Raw genomic sequence first — 18,541 nt, 5'->3', positions numbered from 1 at the left:
AAAAATGCCGGGCTTAAGGCCCGGCATTTTCACTTAAGATTACTTCTTCACCAACGTCACCACAGCTTCGACATGCGATGACCAGAGAAACTGGTCAATCGGCGTGACGCGGGTGATGCGATAGCCGCCATTCACCAGAATGGCGAGATCGCGGGCGAGCGTTACGGGGTTGCACGAGATTGCAACCACCTTCTCCACTTTGGATTTTGCCAGTTCCTGTGCTTGTTCTTCAGCACCTGCGCGTGGCGGATCAAATACCACGGCATTGTAAGGCAGCAATTCTTTTGGCATCAGTGGACGGCGGAAAAGATCACGCCGTTCGATCGAAACAGGCTTCAGTCCCTGCACGTGGCGCACGCCACGATCCAGCGCTGCAAGAGCCGGGGCATCGTTCTCAATCGCGTGGACCGCACTCTTTTCCGCAATCCGCAGTGCAAATGTTCCAACACCGCAGAAGAGGTCGGCAACACGCTTGGCTTTGCCAAGATGCGAAAGGACCAGCGACACCATCACTTCTTCAGCCTCGACCGTTGCTTGCAGAAAGCAACCGGGCGGAACCGGAACTGGCACTTTGCCGAACTGAATGACCGGCTTTTTCGGCTCTACGATGATTTCGCCTTCGTGCGAAAGCCGCGCAAAGTCCTTTTTCATCATAAGGGCTGTGAGCGCACGGCGCTGCTCATCGCTCAGCTTGCCGCAGCCACTTGCTGCGAGATCAAGCCCGGACTCCGTCACAGTTGCAGCGAGCTTGAATGGCTTAGAACCGGGAGCAATCAGCGCACCCACTTCGCGCAGCTCATCAAGCCGTGCAATGATTTCCGGCACAGTGACGGCGCATTCGACGATATCGATAATCTCATGGCTCTGGTGGCGGTTGAAGCCTAACAGCACACCTTTTTCCGTCTTGCGGGCAGCAAAGGTCGCACGGCGACGCGAGCGCGGCTCGCATGTGACCAGTGGATCAACTTCAACATCCAGCCCTTTGCCTCTCAGCGCTGAGACGACAAGCTCACGCTTCCACAAGCGATAAGGCTCATCCTGCCAATGCTGCAAAGCGCAACCACCACAATCTTCAAAATGCTGGCAAGCGGGATCTTGCCGCTCATCCGAGGCTTCAAGAAGGGCTATAACTGTCGCGCGGTTCTTGTCACGCGCCACATTAGCCACTTCGCCCGGCAGTGTGAAAGGCACAAAGAGCTGACCATCGGGAAGATTGGCGACGCCATCGCCGCCCGCACCTATCGAGCGGATTGTAATTTGCGTCGTCATTAGTCCTTCTTTCCTGCCAATAAATATTCACGATTGCCGTCACCGCCCTCAATGGGCGATGGGCAAAGACCGAGCGCTCGCCAACCGGGCTGCGTCTCAAGCCATGATCTCAGTTCTTCTGCTATGCGTTCGCCATCTGCCGGGTCACGCAAAATGCCGCCCTTGCCGATAGCCTCGCGGCCAGCTTCAAATTGCGGCTTTACGAGAAGCGCGCAGATAGCACCTTTTTGCGCAAAGGCCAATGCCGGGGGCAAAGCGAGTTTCAGCGAAATGAAACTGACATCTGACACCACGCAATCGATATCGCGTTCATCAAGGTGCGAAAGCTCCAGCGCACGCGCGTTGATACCTTCCTTGTTGGTGACGCGAGCATCCTTGCGCAGGCTTTCATGCAGTTGGTCGTGACCGACATCAATAGCGATGACATGGCTGCTGCCGCGTTCGAGCAACACTTGCGTAAAGCCGCCAGTCGATGCGCCGATATCCAGTGCAGTCCGGCCCCGCACATCAAGATTGAAGTGATCGAGCGCCGCTATGAGCTTTAGTGCGCCACGAGAAACATAGGCGCTGGCCGGATCATCGACCGCGATTTTCGCCGTGCGCGCGACGTTCTGCCCCGGTTTGGTGACGGGCTTGCCGTCAACCTTCACCGTACCGCGCTGGATCGCATCGCGCGCACGTGAGCGCGTCGCAAATAGTCCAAGCTCGGCCAGCAATTGATCAAGCCGCAAGCTCTTATCGGGCGAAATATCAGGCACGGAAGGATGCGGTCAGCTCTTCGCGACCCAAAGCAGCAAAGACAGTATGCACTATGCCCGCGCGGTCGAGACCAGCATTGGCATACATGACTTCCGGCTTGGCATGATCCTGATAGACATCAGGCAGCGTCAGCACGCGAACTTTAAGCCCTCGGTCCAGCAGGCCATCGGTTGCAAGGAATTGCAGGACATGCGCAGCAAAGCCACCAACAGCCCCTTCCTCAACAGTCACCAGCACTTCGTGCTCGCGCGCGAGACGGCGGATGAGATCGTGATCAAGCGGCTTGGCAAAACGCGCATCGGCAACAGTTGTGGAAAGACCGGAGGCAGCCAGTTCATCAGCCGCACTCAGGCATTCCTGCAAACGCGTACCAAAGGAGAGAAGTGCAACCTTTGTGCCTTCACGCACGATACGGCCCTTGCCAATTTCAAGCGCGGTTCCGCGTTCGGGCAGTTCGACGCCAACACCATCGCCACGCGGATAGCGGAAAGAGATCGGGCCTTCATCATAGTCCGCAGCCGTGCGCACCATATGGCGCAATTCCGCCTCGTCAGATGCAGCCATCACCACGAAGCCCGGAAGGGCTGCGAGGAAGCCGGTATCGAAGGAACCAGCATGGGTCGGGCCATCGGCTCCAACCAGACCGGCGCGGTCGATCGGGAAACGCACTGGCAGGTTCTGGATCGACACATCATGCACGACCTGATCATAGCCGCGCTGAAGGAAGGTCGAATAGATCGCGCAAAACGGCTTGTAGCCTTCGGAGGCCAGGCCTGCCGCAAAGGTCACTGCGTGCTGTTCGGCAATACCGACATCGAAAGTACGCTGCGGAAACACTTCGCCAAACAGATCCAGCCCCGTGCCTGTTGGCATCGCAGCTGTAACCGCAATGATCTTGTCGTCGTGACGCGCTTCTTCAATCAGGCTGGTGCCGAAAATCTTGGTATAGCTTGGCGCATTTGCGGGCGGCTTCGACTGCTTGCCGGTAATCACATCAAACTTATTGACGCCGTGATATTTGTCGGCAGCGGCTTCGGCGGGCGCATAGCCCTTGCCCTTCTGTGTAACCACATGGATCAGCACAGGACCTTCCTGTGCGTCGCGAACATTTTTCAGGATTGGCAACAGGTGGTCAAGATTATGGCCATCGATTGGACCGACATAGTAAAAGCCCAGCTCTTCAAACATCGTGCCGCCGGTGAAGAAGGCACGTGTGAACTCTTCCGATTTGCGAGCCTTGTCCTGCAAAAATTTAGGCAGTTTTTTGGCGATCTGCTTTGCGGCTTCGCGCACGCTGCGATAAGTCTTGCCAGAAACAAGGCGCGCCAGATAGGCGCTCATCGCGCCAGTTGGCGGCGCAATCGACATGTCATTGTCGTTGAGAATGACGATGAGGCGCGCATCGAGGGCGCCAGCATTGTTCATCGCTTCATAAGCCATACCAGCCGACATGGAGCCGTCGCCGATGACGGCAATCACATTGCGCTTTTCGCCAGACAGGTCAGCCGCGACCGCCATGCCAAGACCGGCAGAAATAGACGTTGAAGAATGCGCCGCACCAAATGGATCATATTCACTCTCGGCGCGCTTGGTGAAGCCGGAAAGACCGCCTTCCTGGCGCAAGGTACGAATCCTGTCGCGGCGGCCGGTTAGAATCTTGTGTGGATATGTCTGATGTCCAACGTCCCAGATGATGCGATCATGCGGTGTATCGAAGACATGATGCAGAGCTACTGTCAGTTCAACCACACCCAAACCTGCACCCAGATGCCCGCCGGTTGTAGAAACGGCATCGATCATCTCAGCGCGCAATTCCTGCGCAAGCTGCGGCAGGTCCGCTTCCGGCAACGCGCGCAAAGCGTCCGGTGTCGGTGCCTTGTCGAGCAGCGGGGTTATGGGTCGGGACATTGCTTACCCTATCTATCCGGTTGGGTGTTCAGAGCGCGTTTCAATCTGATTTTATCGGATCGACACCCTGGTCATATGTTTTAGCGCACATCTTAGTCCGAAAACCGTTTCACACTTTTCGCGATGCGCTCCAAGCGTGGTCGGTATAACAGTATCAAGCCTCAGATCAAGCCGGGCGGGACATCGTGTCCTATGCGACATCATTCAGGCAAAGGTACGAATTCTTCCTCGTCACCCGGCACGATATCGAAGCGGCCCGTGCGCCATTCTTCTTTTGCCTGCTCAATGCGTTCTTTGGAAGACGAGACAAAATTCCACCAGATATAGCGCTTTGAACCAAGTGCTGCGCCGCCAAAAAGCATAAAATGCGCGCCTTCCGGTCCGGCTTCAACCACAATATCGTCGCCAGGTCGGAAAGCCAGAAGTCGATCAGACGGAAACACGTCACCAGCAATACCAACATTGCCGCGCAGCGTGTAAATTGCGCGTTCTTCCGTGGTTGGCGGAATATGGAACCGCCCGCCGGGCAACACTTCAATATCCGCGTAAAGCGTTTCTGCGTGCTGGATAACGGGCGAATTAACACCATGCATCGAACCGATGATCAGACGCCCTTTAAACTCACGATCTTCCATCAGCGGCAGATCAGGCGCATTGGTGTGGAAGAATTCCGGGTTGATTTCTTCCAGCTGCTCCGGAAGAGCGAGCCATGTCTGCACACCCGAAATTGATAGCGGACCACTGCGCTCTTCTTCAGGTGAGCGTTCGGAATGGACAATCCCCCTGCCCGCCGTCATCAGGTTTACATCACCGGGTTGGATCACCATTTCCGTGCCAAGGCTATCACGATGCCGGATATGACCATCAAATAGATAGGTCACGGTCGAAAGGCCGATATGTGGATGCGGGCGAACATCAAGCGCGTCGCCATCACGCAGAACTGCTGGTCCCATTCGGTCAAAAAAGATGAACGGTCCGACAAGACGACGGCGAACCGTTGGAAGCGCACGCCGCACCTCCAGACCACCAATATCGCTTGTTCGTGGAATCACCAGCGTTTCAATGGAATCCACAGTGGTCTTGTCGCCAAGAACAGGATCAGGACATGGAAAGAAACTCATGAGGCCGCCACCAAATAAAAAGGCACCGGCGGAGAGCGCCGGTGCTGCCGTGGTGTTTAATATGATAGCCTCTTAACGATTGTGCAACAGTCGCGACAATTCGTTCGTATCAGGCACCTGACCATTGGTCGTCAGCTTGTCCACCAGTCCAGGCAGAACCTGCGAGAGCTGATTGAGTAACTCCTGCTGGTCAATACCGGCATGAGCGGCGATTTCGCTCAATGTCTTCTGACCAAGTGCGTCGCCAAGCTGGCCGGGCTCGATCTGGTGATTGCTACCTTGCCCAACCCAGGAATCAACCTTGTCACCAAGGCCTGACTGCTTGAGCTGGTCGAGCAAGCCACCAAGGCCACCGCTAAGCGGTCCAGGGGCTGCCGGAGCAGAAGATGCCCCGCCACTTGCAAGCGTTCCACCAAGCAGGCCACCAAGGCCGCCCAGAATACCGCCAAGCAAACCGCCACCGCTATCTGCCTGCTGAGGTGCAGACTGATCTGGAATGGAGGCAGGCTGTGCAGGCTCCTCGCTGTGCCCTTTCAGCATCTTGCCGACCAGAAGCGCACCCAGTGCGATCAGAACCGGCTTGGCAAGACTGCCGCCGGGGATCGGCGAGTTCTTGGAATTGTCGTCATAGCTTCCCATCACGCGATACTCCCTGTTGGACGCCGTGATTTTCTCACATGCGATAAGTTAAGGTGAAATAAGTTTCTTCTTTTGACAAGCATTATACCTTGCCAAATCGAAACTATTGTGAAAATTTTCTAACTGCCTGATGCAAAAACTTATTTGCGCGATAGGAGATATTAGATGTCTGTTATAAGCTGGATTATTCTAGGTCTGATTGCCGGCTTCATCGGCAGCAAGATCGTCAATAAAAGCGGTCAGGGACTGTTCTTCGACATTGCGCTAGGCATTGTCGGGGCAATCGTTGGCGGCGTACTTTCTTCATCGCTTTTCGGTCGTGGCGTCACTGGCGCCTTCGATCCAATCAGCTTGATCATCGCCATTATCGGTTCAATCATAGTTTTGTGGGCTTACCACAAGATCACCGGCAAGCGTTCCATCGGCTGAAAAAACCAATTATGTATCTAGGCTCCGGTTTGCGCCGGAGTCTTTTCATATCTGGAACGGCTCCACTTGATAAATCGGCTCCACTTGATATTGAATCGTTGGAACCGCTCTAACTATCTACTCAGGCGTTATCCTGCGCAAAACCGCTTCGCACTTTTGCAGGAAATGCTTTAGCCGTTCAGAAAGTGCCGCTTTTTAATGATGAGCTTCATTGAGCCCTACATCACCGCATACGGCGCGCTGGCACTTTTCATTATTGTCTATTTTGAATCTTTCGGCGCACCACTTCCCGGCGAAAGCGCTCTTATAGCAAGTTCGCTTCTGGCGCTGCATGGCACGCTGAATATCGAAACTATTCTTCTTGCCGTGTTTATCGGAGCGGTTCTGGGCGACTGCACCGGTTATGCAATTGGTCGCTTTGGCGGAAGAGCGCTGATCCTTCGCTATGGAAATTATGTGAAGCTTACGCCGGAACGGCTCGATAAGTTCGAGAAGATGTTTAAAAGCAAAGGCATTTATGTGGTCGCAACAGCGCGCTTCGTCGTGCTGCTCAGACAATTGAACGGCATCGTTGCAGGCTCCATGAAAATGAACCCTCTGCATTTTTTATGTGCCAATGTGGTGGGAGCTGCCGGATGGACGCTTGTCTGGGGTCTTGGCCCCTATCTCCTGAGCGGCGTGCTTGCGCCTTACGCCGCTCAACTCAAGGCAATGTTTTAATTACTCGGCGTCGAGTGGCTCGGTGCCAGCAGGCTGACCATCGCGGCCGATGCGGATTTTCTCAACCTTGTCTTCGGCAGATTTGAGCAGCGTGTCGCAATGCTTCTTAAGCGCTTCGCCGCGTTCATAGATGCGGATGGATTCTTCCAGCGGCACGTCGCCCCGCTCCAGATCATCGACGATTTTCTCAAGCTGCTTCAAGGCGTCCTCGAAGCTCATAACTGCAATGTCGGTGTTGGACGGTTCGGTTACCATGGTTTATCCTTTCAACAGCCGCGTAATATGAGAAGACGCGGACTGCGACAAGCCCTCAAGATCATATCCACCTTCAAGCACGCTCACCAATCGGTGATTGCAGAACCGTTCTGCACGTTCCATGAGCTTGCCCGTCGCCCAATCGAAATCCGCTTCATCGAGATTGATCTCGGCGAGAGGATCGCGGAAATGCGCGTCGAAGCCAGCTGAAATAAGGATCAAATCGGGCCGGAAGTTGTCCAAAGCGGGCAATACACGACTATTAAATGCCTCACGAAATTCGCGGCTGCCGGTATTCGGCGAAAGTGGCGCATTGACGATATTGCCCACACCCACCTCATCTTTCCTGCCCGTGCCCGGAAAGAGCGGAAATTGATGTGTCGAGCAGTAGAGAACGCTCGGATCTTCTTTGAAAATATCCTGCGTACCATTGCCGTGATGCACGTCCCAATCGACGATTGCTACACGCTCGGCACCATGCTCACGCTGCGCGTGGCGTGCAGCGATGGCCACATTGTTGAAAAGGCAGAAACCCATCGCCGTCGAAAGCTCGGCATGATGGCCCGGCGGGCGCGAAGCAACGAAAACATTGTCCGCCTGCCCCGAGAATACGTCATCCACAGCAGCATTGGCTGCACCAATTGCTGTCAGTGCTGCTTCCCAGCTTTTCGGACTCACATAAGTATCGACGCCAAGCTTATTGAGCGGCTGCGGCGCTTCTTCATCGTCAATAGCGTCCGGGATCTGACTACGGATCGTCTCGACATAACTTTCAGGATGGGCCAGCAGAATAGCATCTTCAGAAGCCGCGCGTGCTTCCACCCGATCAAGGCGGTAAAAATCCGGCCCCTCGAGCTCGCTCATCAGCGCACGAATGCGATCAGGCCGCTCGGGATGTCCGGACGGCACACAATGTTCGAGATAGATTGGATGCCAGTAAAGACGGGTTGTCATTGCGCTCCTGTAGCATCGGCGAAGCACATGACCATGACAGTCATGTGCCTATGAAACCGCTTAGATAATCTCAGTGCGCGCAATATTGATGCCGAAGCCTTCAAGACCGACATAATGGCGTTCACGCGATGCCAGAAGCACAATCGATGTTATGCCAAGGTCCTTCAAAATCTGTGCACCAAGACCAATCTGACGCCACTCTTCCTCGCGTGCAACGGCCTCAGCATGGGCTTCATGCTCACCGAGCAGAGCTTCGCGCGCACGTGCATCACGGTGATCAGGGCGCACACCGACTGAACCTTCACGCAGGTAAACCAGAACGCCGCGGCCTTCTTTGCCCATGCGCTTCATGATTTCATCAAGATTATTGCCGCCTTTTCCGAAAACATCGCTCAGCATATCTTCGCGATGGAGACGTACAGGCACATTTTCGCCGTCACGAATATCGCCAAAGACGACCGCCACATGCTGCATCGGCTCCCATGGAAGCTCGTATGTATAAGCGTGGGCAGGACCAGCACAGGTGTCAATTTTGGCATCTACGATACGCTTGACCAGCGTTTCCTTGCGCTGACGATAAGCGATAAGATCAGCCACCGTGACGCGATGCAGCTTATGCTGTTCAGCAAAAGCCTTCACATCAGGCCCGCGCATGACCGTGCCGTCATCATTAATCAACTCACAGATGACGCCGATGGGTGGCAAATTTGCAAGCTTGCAGAGATCAACTGCCGCTTCGGTATGACCGGAGCGCATCAGCACACCGCCTTCACGCGCTATGAGCGGAAAAATATGGCCAGGACGCACAAAGTCGGCAGCACCAGCATTGGGGTTAGCCAGATTGCGCACGGTGAGTGTACGGTCCTCAGCCGAAATGCCCGTTGTCGTGCCGTGGCGATAATCCACCGTGACTGTGAAAGCAGTGGTATGAGCGGATTCGTTTTCAGCAACCATTGGCGCAAGGTTAAGGCGCTTGGCCTCTTCGCGCGGCATCGGTGTACATACGATGCCAGACGTATAGCGCACGATAAATGCCATCTTTTCCGGTGTGCAATGCACTGCCGCAACGATCAGATCGCCTTCGTTCTCGCGTCCGTCATCATCCATGACCACCACGATTTCGCCGCGCTCGAAAGCCCGCAGCGCATCAACGACCTGTTTCTGATTATAGCTCATTTCAGCCTCAATGGTTGTACCACAGCTTCAGTATCTTGCTTTCATGCATGCCGTGATCGGAAAACCGGTTCCTACTTTTCCGCGATATGCTCAGAACCGGCCCCTGGTTCCTGAAACTATTCTCTTTAAACGTTACACGCGCCCCGTTTGGCCGCGATGACGCAGATAATGATCAGCAATTGCACAGGCGACCATCGCTTCACCAATCGGCACTGCGCGGATTCCCACGCAAGGATCATGGCGACCCTTGGTCATCACATCAACTTCTTTGCCGTCCTTATCAATAGACTTGCGCGGCGTCAGGATCGACGATGTCGGCTTGACTGCAAAACGCGCAACAACGGGCGCGCCCGTTGCAATACCGCCAAGAACGCCACCCGCATGGTTCGACAGGAACATTGGCTGTCCGTCAGTACCGATACGCATTTCATCAGCATTTTCTTCGCCGGTCAGACGCGCTGCTTCAAAACCATTGCCGATTTCAACACCTTTGACAGCATTGATCGACATGAGCAGGCTCGCAATATCCTGATCAAGCTTGCCATAAATCGGCGCGCCGATGCCTGCTGGTACACCTTCGGCCACGATCTCGATGATCGCACCAATAGAAGAACCGTTCTTGCGGATACCGTCCAGATATTCCGCAAAAATCTCGACCGAACCCGCATCAGGCGTGAAGAACGGATTGTTATCGACTTCATCCCAGTTCCAGCGCGTACGATCAATGTCATGTACGCCCATGGAAACGAGCGCACCACGCACCTCAAGACCCGGGACGATTTTACGCGCGATCGCACCGGCCGCAACACGCGCCGCAGTTTCACGCGCAGATGAACGTCCGCCGCCACGAAAATCGCGAATGCCATATTTGACGTCGTAAGCGTAATCGGCATGGCCCGGACGATACTGGCGGGCGATTTCGCCGTAGTCCTTGGAGCGCTGATCGGTGTTTTCGATCATCATCGAAATTGGCGTACCAGTGGTCGTCATGGTCACACCGTCATCGCCAAGCAGCACGCCAGACAGCACGCGCACCTGATCCGGCTCGCGGCGCTGCGTTGTGTATTTCGACTGACCCGGCTTGCGCTTGTCGAGATAGGACTGAATTTCGGCTTCAGTAAAAGTGATGCCGGGAGGGCAGCCATCGACCACACAACCAAGCGCCAGACCATGGCTTTCGCCCCAGGTTGTTACGCGGAAGAGATGACCAAAACTGTTATGAGACATTGCTAAGCCCGATTAAGGAATGCGCCTTTTCAGGCAGGATACGGGCTGGTTTTATTGGCCTTTTAGGCAACGGTCAAATTATAGCTCGGAATAGGTTCATCAAGATCGCAAAATTTCCTTCGGATCATCCACATACCGCATTCTTTTTGACACATTCCACCGACTAAAATAGCCCCAACAATCACATTGCGCCGCTCATTCTCTATTCGTACAGTTGGGTTATACAACCAGAGGGAAAGTGATTGCGCAAAATGCAATTCGTGTCGAATCAGTCAAGGGACAGAGTGGCACATAAAAGGAGGATGACAGCCATGCAGTATGTGGTGGGACTAATCTTCATCATTGCCTCGCTCTTCTCGACCGTCGCCATGGCGGATGATGTCGAAGGCAAAATCACTGGCATCAACAAGGACAAAGAAACCATCACGCTGGATGATGGCAAGACCTACAAATTGCCAGGCGAGTTTGACTATTCCGCCATTTCCAAAGGCATGAAGGTCATCATTCTCTATGATGAAGCCGACAATACCCGCTTCATTACTGACATTCAGGAAGCGCCTTAGAGCATTCCGCGCAAAAACAGCACCCGGTTTTGCGTCCGCTAATGAGCAGGATAGAGAATTGGAGCCGTGCTAACCATTCAGGCCCAATGATCACTTCACCTCAAGCACCGTGCCTGTGTCGTATTGGCGAACAAAATCGACACGGGTCCCGTTCCAGTGATAGCTGTAATGCCGCCCCTGAACGGGAATAGCGATTACATTCGGCCAGAAAATCCCGATACAGAACCCGCTGCGCATCCGAACACTCGGCCATAGAAGCCCATGACTTCCCTGAGCGCGCAGTTCTCGCCCCTCAATATGTGAAGCGGTGTAATCGACCGGATCAAGCACGCCCGGCACCGTGCTGACATCGTCCAGTGCCCGCTCGACACTACCGATCAGCACCCGAAAATCTGACGTCCAGCCGGGTTCTTCTTTGGTCGCACGCATGAATTTTTCATGGTGATGGATAGTTTCAGCCACCGCCACATTCTCACGGTCTGCAGCGTAATAGATACCGTAGCTTCCGTCGCTAAAACGGCCGGGGCGCTGCGTGGAGCAATGCACGAACGGTGCCATCACATAAGATGCACCATGCCCCGACACACGTCGGTCAGCAGGCACTTTGCCGAGATCGCCAATCTCGAAGCGGATACGCGGATTGGTTTTTTCTTCAACAGAAGCCAACGCCTCCCAATCGCGGGGATCGGCAATATCCTCAAACAGATCAATGGGCGGATGAATGGAGCGGATAATGCGAAACGTCTGTGGCCAGTGAACTTGGCGCTTTACAGCCAGGCCACTTACCATGCGCCGCGCTCCGCATTAAGCCAGTCGCGAAGGGCAGCAAGATCGGATATCTCGCCGCGCAGCATGAGGTCCAGCGCCGAGAGCCCCCCAAACGCAGCGTTAGGCTTTCTGATCCAGGCATAACCGCGTGCGGCATCGCGAAACAGATAACGCAGGCCTTTGTGAATGCCCATGAGATGCGCCATCCGCATCCGCAGATCGCGATCGATGCGCCCGATAGTGCCTTCCTTCCAGCGCGCCCACGTGCGCGGTGACATATCACCCAAAAGCGTACAGGCCTCCATGTCAGACAGCTTCCAGGCCTTGAGCAGATTAACCGTAGTCCGTGCAAGTGCACCCGCTTCCGCATCGGTGATCACACTCGTCAGGGCGCCTGCCGGCGTTATGTTGATTGGCTGTAGTTCCATGGCCCACCTTCCTTATGGCAGAAAGATAGCATGTTTTTGCCAAATGGCAATCAAAGTGATTTAGGATTTGCAATCCGGCGTTAAACGAAGCCATCCGCTACGGATGGCATGCGCCCATTCTGCCCTGCCCGCTTGCCCGGCCAACGAAGCCATACGCGTCGTATCATAGGGAATGCTACGGAATGTGACCTGCCAACCCAACGAACTGTCTTCGATCACGGCATAGGAGGCATTCGGCGTTCCGGTCTGGACACTATGTGGCACCGGCTGATCATCATCATAGCCCGGGCAACCAACGCTTCCGGGATTGATGATCTGGCGACCATCACTCAAACGCACCACGCGCGGGGTATGTGTATGACCGCACAGGATAAGCGAGGCGGCAATATCTTCTGCCTCCGCTTCAATTTCATCACGGCCACGCAGAACGACATCGCCCGTTGCTGTGACGGTTTCCAACCAGTAAGTTGTGTCACTCGTCGGCGTACCATGGCAGATGAATATCTTTCCGTCCGCTAGCGACAAGCTGGCAGGTAAATCGCACAGCCATGCAAGGTGCTGCGCTTCAAGCTGCTCAAAGGCAACGCGATCCGAAGGACCCATCTCGGCAACAGGCTTTTCCACCAACCAGCGGTCATGATTGCCACGAATGGAGATCATCTCGCGCGCCATCAGCATATCCAACGTCTCGCGGGCTGCAAGCGGCCCGCTCAGATGGTCACCAAGATTAATGACAGTCTCAATACACAAGGCATCGATGTCAGCCAGCACGGCCGCCAACGCATCGCTGTTGCCATGAATATCCGCAATAACCGCAAAGCGCTTGAAGTGCATAATTCTCTCAGGGCAGAGCAAAGCTTGGAATCAAAAAGAGCCCTAGCAGCTATATGAATCTAGTAGATTATCGAATTTGACATTTGAAAGAGCATTTATTGTGGTCGGGATTCAAACGTCAACTTCAATCCACGAGAGGGCCATTCGGGTTTTTAAACCCACTCAAGCTTATCGTTTTCAAACTTCAGGATCTTGTCCTGTGGAATGGAGATATTTGCCGCATCATGGCCGTCTATATCACCATAAAGATAGAACAACGTACGAATGCAACCGCCATGTGTCACACAAACGGTCGGCCATTCGACCGCTTCCACCCATCGACCGATACGCTGCGAGAGCCGCATGTAGCTTTCAGCGGTTTCACCCGGCGGAATGAAGTTCCACTTGTCGCGGGCACGGGCTTCCACGAGGTCTTCGCGCTCTTTGGCAATGTCTTCCATCATGAAGCCCTGCCAGTCGCCGAAATTTACTTCCATAAGCTGCGGATCAGTACGGAAGTCATAAGGATCGAGACCCATGCGCAGACGAATACGTTCCATCGTCTCGCGCGTACGGCGCAGTGGACTTGCAACAAAATCGTAGCCCGCGCCGTTGCCGATCAGCGATTTGAGCATATCACCATTGCGATCGGCCTGCGTGCGGCCATGAGCATTGATATCAATATCGAGTTGCCCCTGAATGCGCTGCGAAATATTCCAGTCCGTTTCGCCGTGACGCGAAAAATAGATGATCTCCCGAGCCAAAACCCTACCTCAATCTGCCGCTTGGTTTCTTTTCCTGACGCGCACATTATCCGAAAGCCGTTTCAGATTTTTGCGCATGCGCCCTTTCTGGATAGCCTTCCCGCAAACGGAAAGACATAAGAAAAATCCCGAAAAGTCGGTCAACTTTTCGGGATTTGGTATTACCTTGCTCAGTCCTTGACGACAGAGATATCGGGCGCATCAACCGCCTTCATACCGATGACGTGATAGCCACTGTCGGCATGGTGTACCTCGCCCGTAACCGAGCGAGACAGGTCGGAGAGGAAATAGAGACCTACGTCGCCCACTTCCTCGATGGTCACAGTGCGGCGCAGCGGTGCGTTATATTCGTTCCACTTGAGAATATAACGGAAGTCGCCAATGCCGGATGCGGCAAGCGTCTTGATCGGGCCAGCAGAAATCGCGTTAACGCGAATGTTCTGTGGTCCAAGATCGACTGCGAGATACTTTACGCTTGCTTCAAGTGCTGCCTTTGCAACGCCCATGACGTTGTAGTTCGGCATAACTTTTTCAGCACCGTAATAGGTCAGCGTCAGAATAGAACCGCCATCAGCCATCAGCTTTTCTGCACGGCGTGAAATTGCCGTAAGCGAATAGACTGAAATCAGCATCGTGTTCTGGAAATTGGCTTCCGATGTATCGACGTAACGGCCGGTCAGTTCATCCTTGTCGGAGAAACCAATCGCATGCACGACGAAGTCGAGCTTGCCCCACTTCTTTTCAAGTGCTTCAAAAACAGCATCAATGCTTGCACCGTCAGCGACATCGCAATGCCCTGCGACGAACGCATCCAATTCTTCAGCCAGTGGCTCGACACGCTTCTTCAACGCATCACCCTGATAGGTGAATGCAAGTTCCGCGCCAGCTTCACGAGCAGCCTTGGCAATACCCCAGGCGATGGAACGGTTGTTGGCTACGCCCAGAATCAATCCGCGCTTGCCCTGCAACAAACCAGACTTTGCGGTCATTAAGGGTCCTCATTGAACTATAATCAACTAGATGCCCTATCGCACAGGCTTGCACAGGCTTCAAGCAATTGCGCGTAAAAAGCCGGGTATTGTCATTTTATCGCACAGCACAGTTGTGCTCGCGCATCGGCTATAGCTGGGGTTATCGCTGAGGAATGTGGTAGCACAAGCCGATTCCGGGGCCGGATGCAGCATCTGCATCCGGCCCCGACACGGTTAAATATGACCCGTTTGGCTTAGTCGGCTTTGCGATTGCGCAAAAACTCTTCCAGTTCTGCGTCCCCACCTTCAGGCAGCATAATGCGGACATGGACGTAGAGATCGCCATGACCACCAGCCTTGATTGGCAATCCTTTACCTTTGAGACGCAGGACCTTGTCGGAACTCGACCATGCCGGAACCTTGACCGCGATACGCCCGTTGAGCGTATCAACTTCTGCCTTGCCGCCAAGAACCGCATCCGCAAGATCAACCGGCAGGTCAACATGCACATCGCGGCCTTCCAGCTTGAAACGAGCGCTCGGCTTGAAGTGGATTGTCACCAAAGCATCACCGGGCGTACCACCGACGATATGTTCGCCTTGCCCTTTAAGACGTATGGTCTGACCATCCTCGACAAACTGAGGCAGCTTGATCTTCAGATGCTTACCGTTGGGAAACACGGCTTCGACCTTGTCGGCGCCCGCTGCCTGTTCAAGCGTGATGTTGATCGATGCAGCAAGGTCACTGCCCTTCACAGGCCCGCGCTGCTGACGTGCACCGCCACGCGCAGCGCCGCCAAAAGCACCGCCGAACAGATCGTTCAATATGTCTTCCGCACCGCCGAAGCCACCTTGTTGCCCGCCACCGGCACCACGAAAGTCAAAATTGCCGTTACCGCCACGCTGACGGAAGCCACCAAACGGATCGCCGCCGGCACCACCAAAACCACCTTGGCCGCCAAAACCCTGAAAAGCTGGCTTGCCTTCGGCGTCGATCTCGCCGCGATCAAATTGGCCACGCTTGTCTTTGTCGCCAACGATCTCATAGGCTTGGTTGATCTCGGAAAAGCGCTCCTGCGCCTTTGGGTCATCCTGATTCTGATCCGGATGGTGCTTCTTGGCCAACTTGCGAAAAGCCGATTTTATTTCTTCGGGCTTCGCCGTTTTGGCGACGCCCAGCACGCTATAGGGATCGCGCATAAAAGTCCTCATTCTGGAAAATGACTGCAATCTCAGTCTTTAGACTCAGTTTGCCATAATATGCGCACGAAGCTCAAAAACTTCCAGAGTTACAGAGGACTGTTTCCCAAAAAGCTTAAATTGGCGCAAATGAGGTTAAGGTCCACTGTCCGCCGCGCTGCATGCAGGTCTCACCGCGATAAATGGAAACACCGTCAAAGGCTTCGCGTGAAGTTTCAAACTGACGGCACAGGCCATCGTCAGATTTTGTTTCGGCGACCGTCGTGATTGTGCCCTGGCTACCAGTGTCCGGGTTTGCCCAAGGCACCGGTTTCTTGCCCCATTGGGTAAAATCAAGCGCTGATACAATGCCTTTGATGGTCGACTGATCGGAAAGTTTGCCTGTATCCGTCTCAGCTTTTTGCGCAGGCTTGATTGAGCCTGTGATCATCGAAGAATCAGGAACCGCTTTTTCGATACTGACCCCACCCATGGCACATCCAGCCAACGACATAACAACCATAGCAAGAGCTGCATGACGCATAAGCGCCGTGCCTGAAATTGAAGAGTCGTCATATTTTTCGCGGCGAGCGGAGAGAGCAGCCAACGGTCTTCCTTTAAATACATCCTAAAGATGCAGGAACTATGGGGGATATGGAGTTAACAAGCGGTTCGCGGGCAAGGTAAACAAATCGATACCAAAGGACAACGGTATAAAATTGGCTGGCACAGCATCCAATGGATGTTTAGAATCTGACATATGAAACAGCCTGTATTTCAGCCCGGATTCATACGTCAGGTTCGATCCACTGGCGGTGCAGCATTATCCCTCGTTTGCGAAGAGCTAAAAATCCGCCATCATTGACTTTCAGATTTCGAGAATATCGAACCAGGGAGGAACATGTGATTTCCCGTCGTGACCTGCTTCTTGGTGGCGCAGTCTTTGCAACGGCAATCAATATGCCCGCTTTTATCGCAAAGGCGCAGAACACCGGGGATAGCACCCGGATTTCGCTCTGGCCCGGTTTACCGCCTGGAGGCGGTGGTCCCAGCGGCGCAACAAATATCAGTAAAAAAGGTGCCGTCACCAACATTGCGGTACCAGGGCTTGAGATTTTCACCCCAGAACATCCGAACGGCGCTGCGATAATCATTGCAGGCGGCGGCGGATATAAGCGTATTGAGGAAGGCAAAGAGTCATATCCCGCAGCTCGCTGGCTTGCCGAAAGAGGCATCTATGCCTTCGTGCTGACCTATCGCTTGCCCATTGAGGGCTGGGCAGACGGACCGCTGGCACCGCTTCAGGACGCACAACGTGCTTTTCGCATTGTGCGTGCACAAGCTTCAAACTGGAATATCGATCCAAATAAAATAGGCGCGCTGGGCTTTTCAGCAGGGGGACATCTTATGGGTCTTACCGCAACGCGTTCAGCTTTTGCATCCTATGAGCCGGTCGATTATGTCGATGATCAATCCGCACGGCCCACTGTTGGAGCACTGATTTATCCCGTCATCACACTTGAAGCGCCCTATGACCACACCTCAACACGGCGTTCGCTCGTGGGCCAACACCCCACTGACGAAGCCGTTCGGCAATGGTCGGTTGAGAGCCATGTAAGTAAGAACTGCCCTCCGATATTTCTCACCCAGGCCGATGACGATCAGATTTCAAACCCGGCCAACAGCCGCATCATGCAGCAAGCTTGTGAACAGGCACATGTGGCGGTGGAATTTCATCCGATCGCATCGGGAGGCCACGGCTTTGGCATGGGCCGTCCTGAAACCCCAACGACAGAATGGCCGGGCTGGTTTGAAAAATGGCTCCGCGCGCAAAATATGCTTGTGTAATCTGCCGCAACAACCAGGCATGGACAAAGCTTACGAATTGGACGAGGTTCCTAACCGCAAACAAGCGAACATGCTTTCCATTCGAACTGCGAAATAGAAGATATGACCAGCGCCACTGAAGATTTCACACAAAGCTCAGAACCATTCAACCTCTTCGCAGAGTGGCTCAACGATGCCACCAAGAGCGAAATGAACGATCCGAATGCACTGGCTCTGGCCACCGTCGATCCGGACGGCCTGCCAAATGTGCGGATGGTGTTGCTCAAGGACTTCGATGAGCAAGGCTTCGTCTTCTACACCAATTACGAAAGCACAAAGGGACAGGAAATCCTGTCTGCCGAAAAGGCTGCCATGTGTTTTCATTGGAAGTCATTGCGTCGTCAGGTGCGTGTGCGCGGTCCTGTTGAAAAGGTGAGCGACGCAGAAGCCGACGCTTATTATGCCTCACGTCCACGTGGCAGCCGTATTGGTGCCTGGGCGTCCAAACAGTCGCGCGCGCTCGAAAGCCGCTTCGCACTGGAAAAGGCTGTTGCCGAATATACGGCTCGCTATGCCATTGGCGAAATTCCTCGCCCTGCCCACTGGTCTGGCTTCCGCATTCGCCCAACTTCCATCGAGTTCTGGCATGATCGTCCCTTCCGCCTGCATGACCGCGTGTTGTTTACACGGCCCACACCGGAGGGTGACTGGAGCAAGGACAGGCTCTATCCATAAACGAACAACAAAAAGGCCACCGTTTCGGTGGCCTTTT

21 protein-coding genes are annotated in these 18,541 nt (G+C 54.2%); 5 read left to right on the top strand and 16 right to left on the bottom strand.

The genetic code is table 11. The features are described 5' to 3' along the window. Positions 1-39 precede the first annotated feature (39 nt). The 5 genes from CEV32_RS20915 to CEV32_RS20895 form a co-directional block, all read right to left on the bottom strand. A complete protein-coding gene (locus CEV32_RS20915; protein ID WP_094578994.1) occupies positions 40-1,269 on the bottom strand; it encodes a class I SAM-dependent RNA methyltransferase in 1,230 nt (409 codons plus the stop codon). Beyond that, positions 1,269-2,027, bottom strand: coding sequence for a TlyA family RNA methyltransferase (locus tag CEV32_RS20910; RefSeq protein ID WP_094578993.1), 759 nt, complete (start codon positions 2,025-2,027; stop codon positions 1,269-1,271). Before CEV32_RS20910 ends, CEV32_RS20915 begins: the two co-directional genes overlap by 1 nt. Next, positions 2,020-3,936: a 1-deoxy-D-xylulose-5-phosphate synthase gene (gene dxs / locus CEV32_RS20905; protein WP_094578992.1), complete on the bottom strand. Its 1,917-nt coding sequence runs from the start codon at positions 3,934-3,936 to the stop codon at positions 2,020-2,022. Before dxs ends, CEV32_RS20910 begins: the two co-directional genes overlap by 8 nt. Positions 3,937-4,136: 200 nt before the next feature. Then, the gene (locus tag CEV32_RS20900) at positions 4,137-5,057 is read right to left on the bottom strand and encodes a pirin family protein (protein ID WP_094578991.1); all 921 of its coding nucleotides are present in this window, start codon (positions 5,055-5,057) and stop codon (positions 4,137-4,139) included. 72 nt (positions 5,058-5,129) lie between these two features. Next, positions 5,130-5,696: a YidB family protein gene (locus tag CEV32_RS20895; protein WP_094578990.1), complete on the bottom strand. Its 567-nt coding sequence runs from the start codon at positions 5,694-5,696 to the stop codon at positions 5,130-5,132. Positions 5,697-5,861: 165 nt separating this feature from the next. On the opposite strand from CEV32_RS20895, the gene CEV32_RS20890 reads away from it, so the two are divergent. Next, positions 5,862-6,125 carry a GlsB/YeaQ/YmgE family stress response membrane protein gene (locus CEV32_RS20890; protein ID WP_024896155.1) on the top strand — a complete coding sequence of 88 codons (264 nt, stop codon included), beginning with the start codon at positions 5,862-5,864 and terminating at the stop codon, positions 6,123-6,125. A gap of 201 nt (positions 6,126-6,326) precedes the next feature. After that, positions 6,327-6,845, top strand: a complete 519-nt coding sequence (locus CEV32_RS20885; RefSeq protein ID WP_094579206.1) for a DedA family protein — start codon at positions 6,327-6,329, stop codon at positions 6,843-6,845. On the opposite strand, the gene CEV32_RS20880 is transcribed toward CEV32_RS20885, so the two are convergent. The 4 genes from CEV32_RS20880 to aroC all read right to left on the bottom strand — a co-directional run bounded on the left by CEV32_RS20880 (position 6,846) and on the right by aroC (position 10,457). After that, complete coding sequence (locus tag CEV32_RS20880; protein WP_007873761.1) at positions 6,846-7,100, bottom strand: exodeoxyribonuclease VII small subunit; 255 nt, start codon at positions 7,098-7,100, stop codon at positions 6,846-6,848. Positions 7,101-7,103: 3 nt separating this feature from the next. Then, positions 7,104-8,054 carry a histone deacetylase family protein gene (locus tag CEV32_RS20875; RefSeq protein WP_094578989.1) on the bottom strand — a complete coding sequence of 317 codons (951 nt, stop codon included), beginning with the start codon at positions 8,052-8,054 and terminating at the stop codon, positions 7,104-7,106. A 60-nt stretch (positions 8,055-8,114) separates the two neighbouring features. Next, positions 8,115-9,230, bottom strand: coding sequence for a 3,4-dihydroxy-2-butanone-4-phosphate synthase (gene ribB / locus CEV32_RS20870; protein ID WP_094578988.1), 1,116 nt, complete (start codon positions 9,228-9,230; stop codon positions 8,115-8,117). Positions 9,231-9,362: 132 nt separating this feature from the next. Continuing rightward, complete coding sequence (aroC, locus tag CEV32_RS20865) at positions 9,363-10,457, bottom strand: chorismate synthase (protein WP_094578987.1); 1,095 nt, start codon at positions 10,455-10,457, stop codon at positions 9,363-9,365. 311 nt (positions 10,458-10,768) lie between these two features. Here aroC and CEV32_RS20860 point away from each other — a divergent pair, with 311 nt between their 5' ends. Continuing rightward, positions 10,769-11,020, top strand: coding sequence for a DUF1344 domain-containing protein (locus CEV32_RS20860; protein WP_094578986.1), 252 nt, complete (start codon positions 10,769-10,771; stop codon positions 11,018-11,020). Between the two features lie 90 nt (positions 11,021-11,110). On the opposite strand, the gene CEV32_RS20855 is transcribed toward CEV32_RS20860, so the two are convergent. The 7 genes from CEV32_RS20855 to CEV32_RS20825 form a co-directional block, all read right to left on the bottom strand. Then, on the bottom strand, positions 11,111-11,809 hold the full coding sequence (locus CEV32_RS20855) for an RES family NAD+ phosphorylase (RefSeq protein ID WP_094578985.1): 699 nt from the start codon (positions 11,807-11,809) through the stop codon (positions 11,111-11,113). Further along, the gene (locus CEV32_RS20850) at positions 11,803-12,216 is read right to left on the bottom strand and encodes an MbcA/ParS/Xre antitoxin family protein (RefSeq protein WP_094578984.1); all 414 of its coding nucleotides are present in this window, start codon (positions 12,214-12,216) and stop codon (positions 11,803-11,805) included. The genes CEV32_RS20855 and CEV32_RS20850 overlap by 7 nt, the downstream gene beginning before the upstream one ends. A gap of 60 nt (positions 12,217-12,276) precedes the next feature. Beyond that, a complete protein-coding gene (locus CEV32_RS20845; protein ID WP_094578983.1) occupies positions 12,277-13,050 on the bottom strand; it encodes a metallophosphoesterase family protein in 774 nt (257 codons plus the stop codon). Positions 13,051-13,202: 152 nt separating this feature from the next. Further along, on the bottom strand, positions 13,203-13,793 hold the full coding sequence (locus CEV32_RS20840) for a histidine phosphatase family protein (protein ID WP_094578982.1): 591 nt from the start codon (positions 13,791-13,793) through the stop codon (positions 13,203-13,205). 170 nt (positions 13,794-13,963) lie between these two features. Further along, positions 13,964-14,782, bottom strand: coding sequence for an enoyl-ACP reductase FabI (fabI, locus tag CEV32_RS20835; protein WP_094578981.1), 819 nt, complete (start codon positions 14,780-14,782; stop codon positions 13,964-13,966). 236 nt (positions 14,783-15,018) lie between these two features. Next, positions 15,019-15,963, bottom strand: a complete 945-nt coding sequence (locus CEV32_RS20830) for a DnaJ C-terminal domain-containing protein (RefSeq protein ID WP_094578980.1) — start codon at positions 15,961-15,963, stop codon at positions 15,019-15,021. 115 nt (positions 15,964-16,078) lie between these two features. Then, on the bottom strand, positions 16,079-16,549 hold the full coding sequence (locus CEV32_RS20825) for an RT0821/Lpp0805 family surface protein (RefSeq protein ID WP_235818853.1): 471 nt from the start codon (positions 16,547-16,549) through the stop codon (positions 16,079-16,081). A 296-nt stretch (positions 16,550-16,845) separates the two neighbouring features. On the opposite strand from CEV32_RS20825, the gene CEV32_RS20820 reads away from it, so the two are divergent. Then, a complete protein-coding gene (locus CEV32_RS20820; RefSeq protein ID WP_094578979.1) occupies positions 16,846-17,790 on the top strand; it encodes an alpha/beta hydrolase in 945 nt (314 codons plus the stop codon). A gap of 102 nt (positions 17,791-17,892) precedes the next feature. Continuing rightward, complete coding sequence (pdxH, locus tag CEV32_RS20815; RefSeq protein ID WP_094578978.1) at positions 17,893-18,504, top strand: pyridoxamine 5'-phosphate oxidase; 612 nt, start codon at positions 17,893-17,895, stop codon at positions 18,502-18,504. The last annotated feature ends 37 nt before the right edge of the window (positions 18,505-18,541 follow it).

The sequence above is a fragment of the Brucella rhizosphaerae genome (assembly GCF_002252475.1).
Lineage (GTDB): Bacteria > Pseudomonadota > Alphaproteobacteria > Rhizobiales > Rhizobiaceae > Brucella > Brucella rhizosphaerae.
Note: the sequence above shows the minus strand (reverse complement) of the source record. Positions and strands in the feature narration are given on the sequence as shown.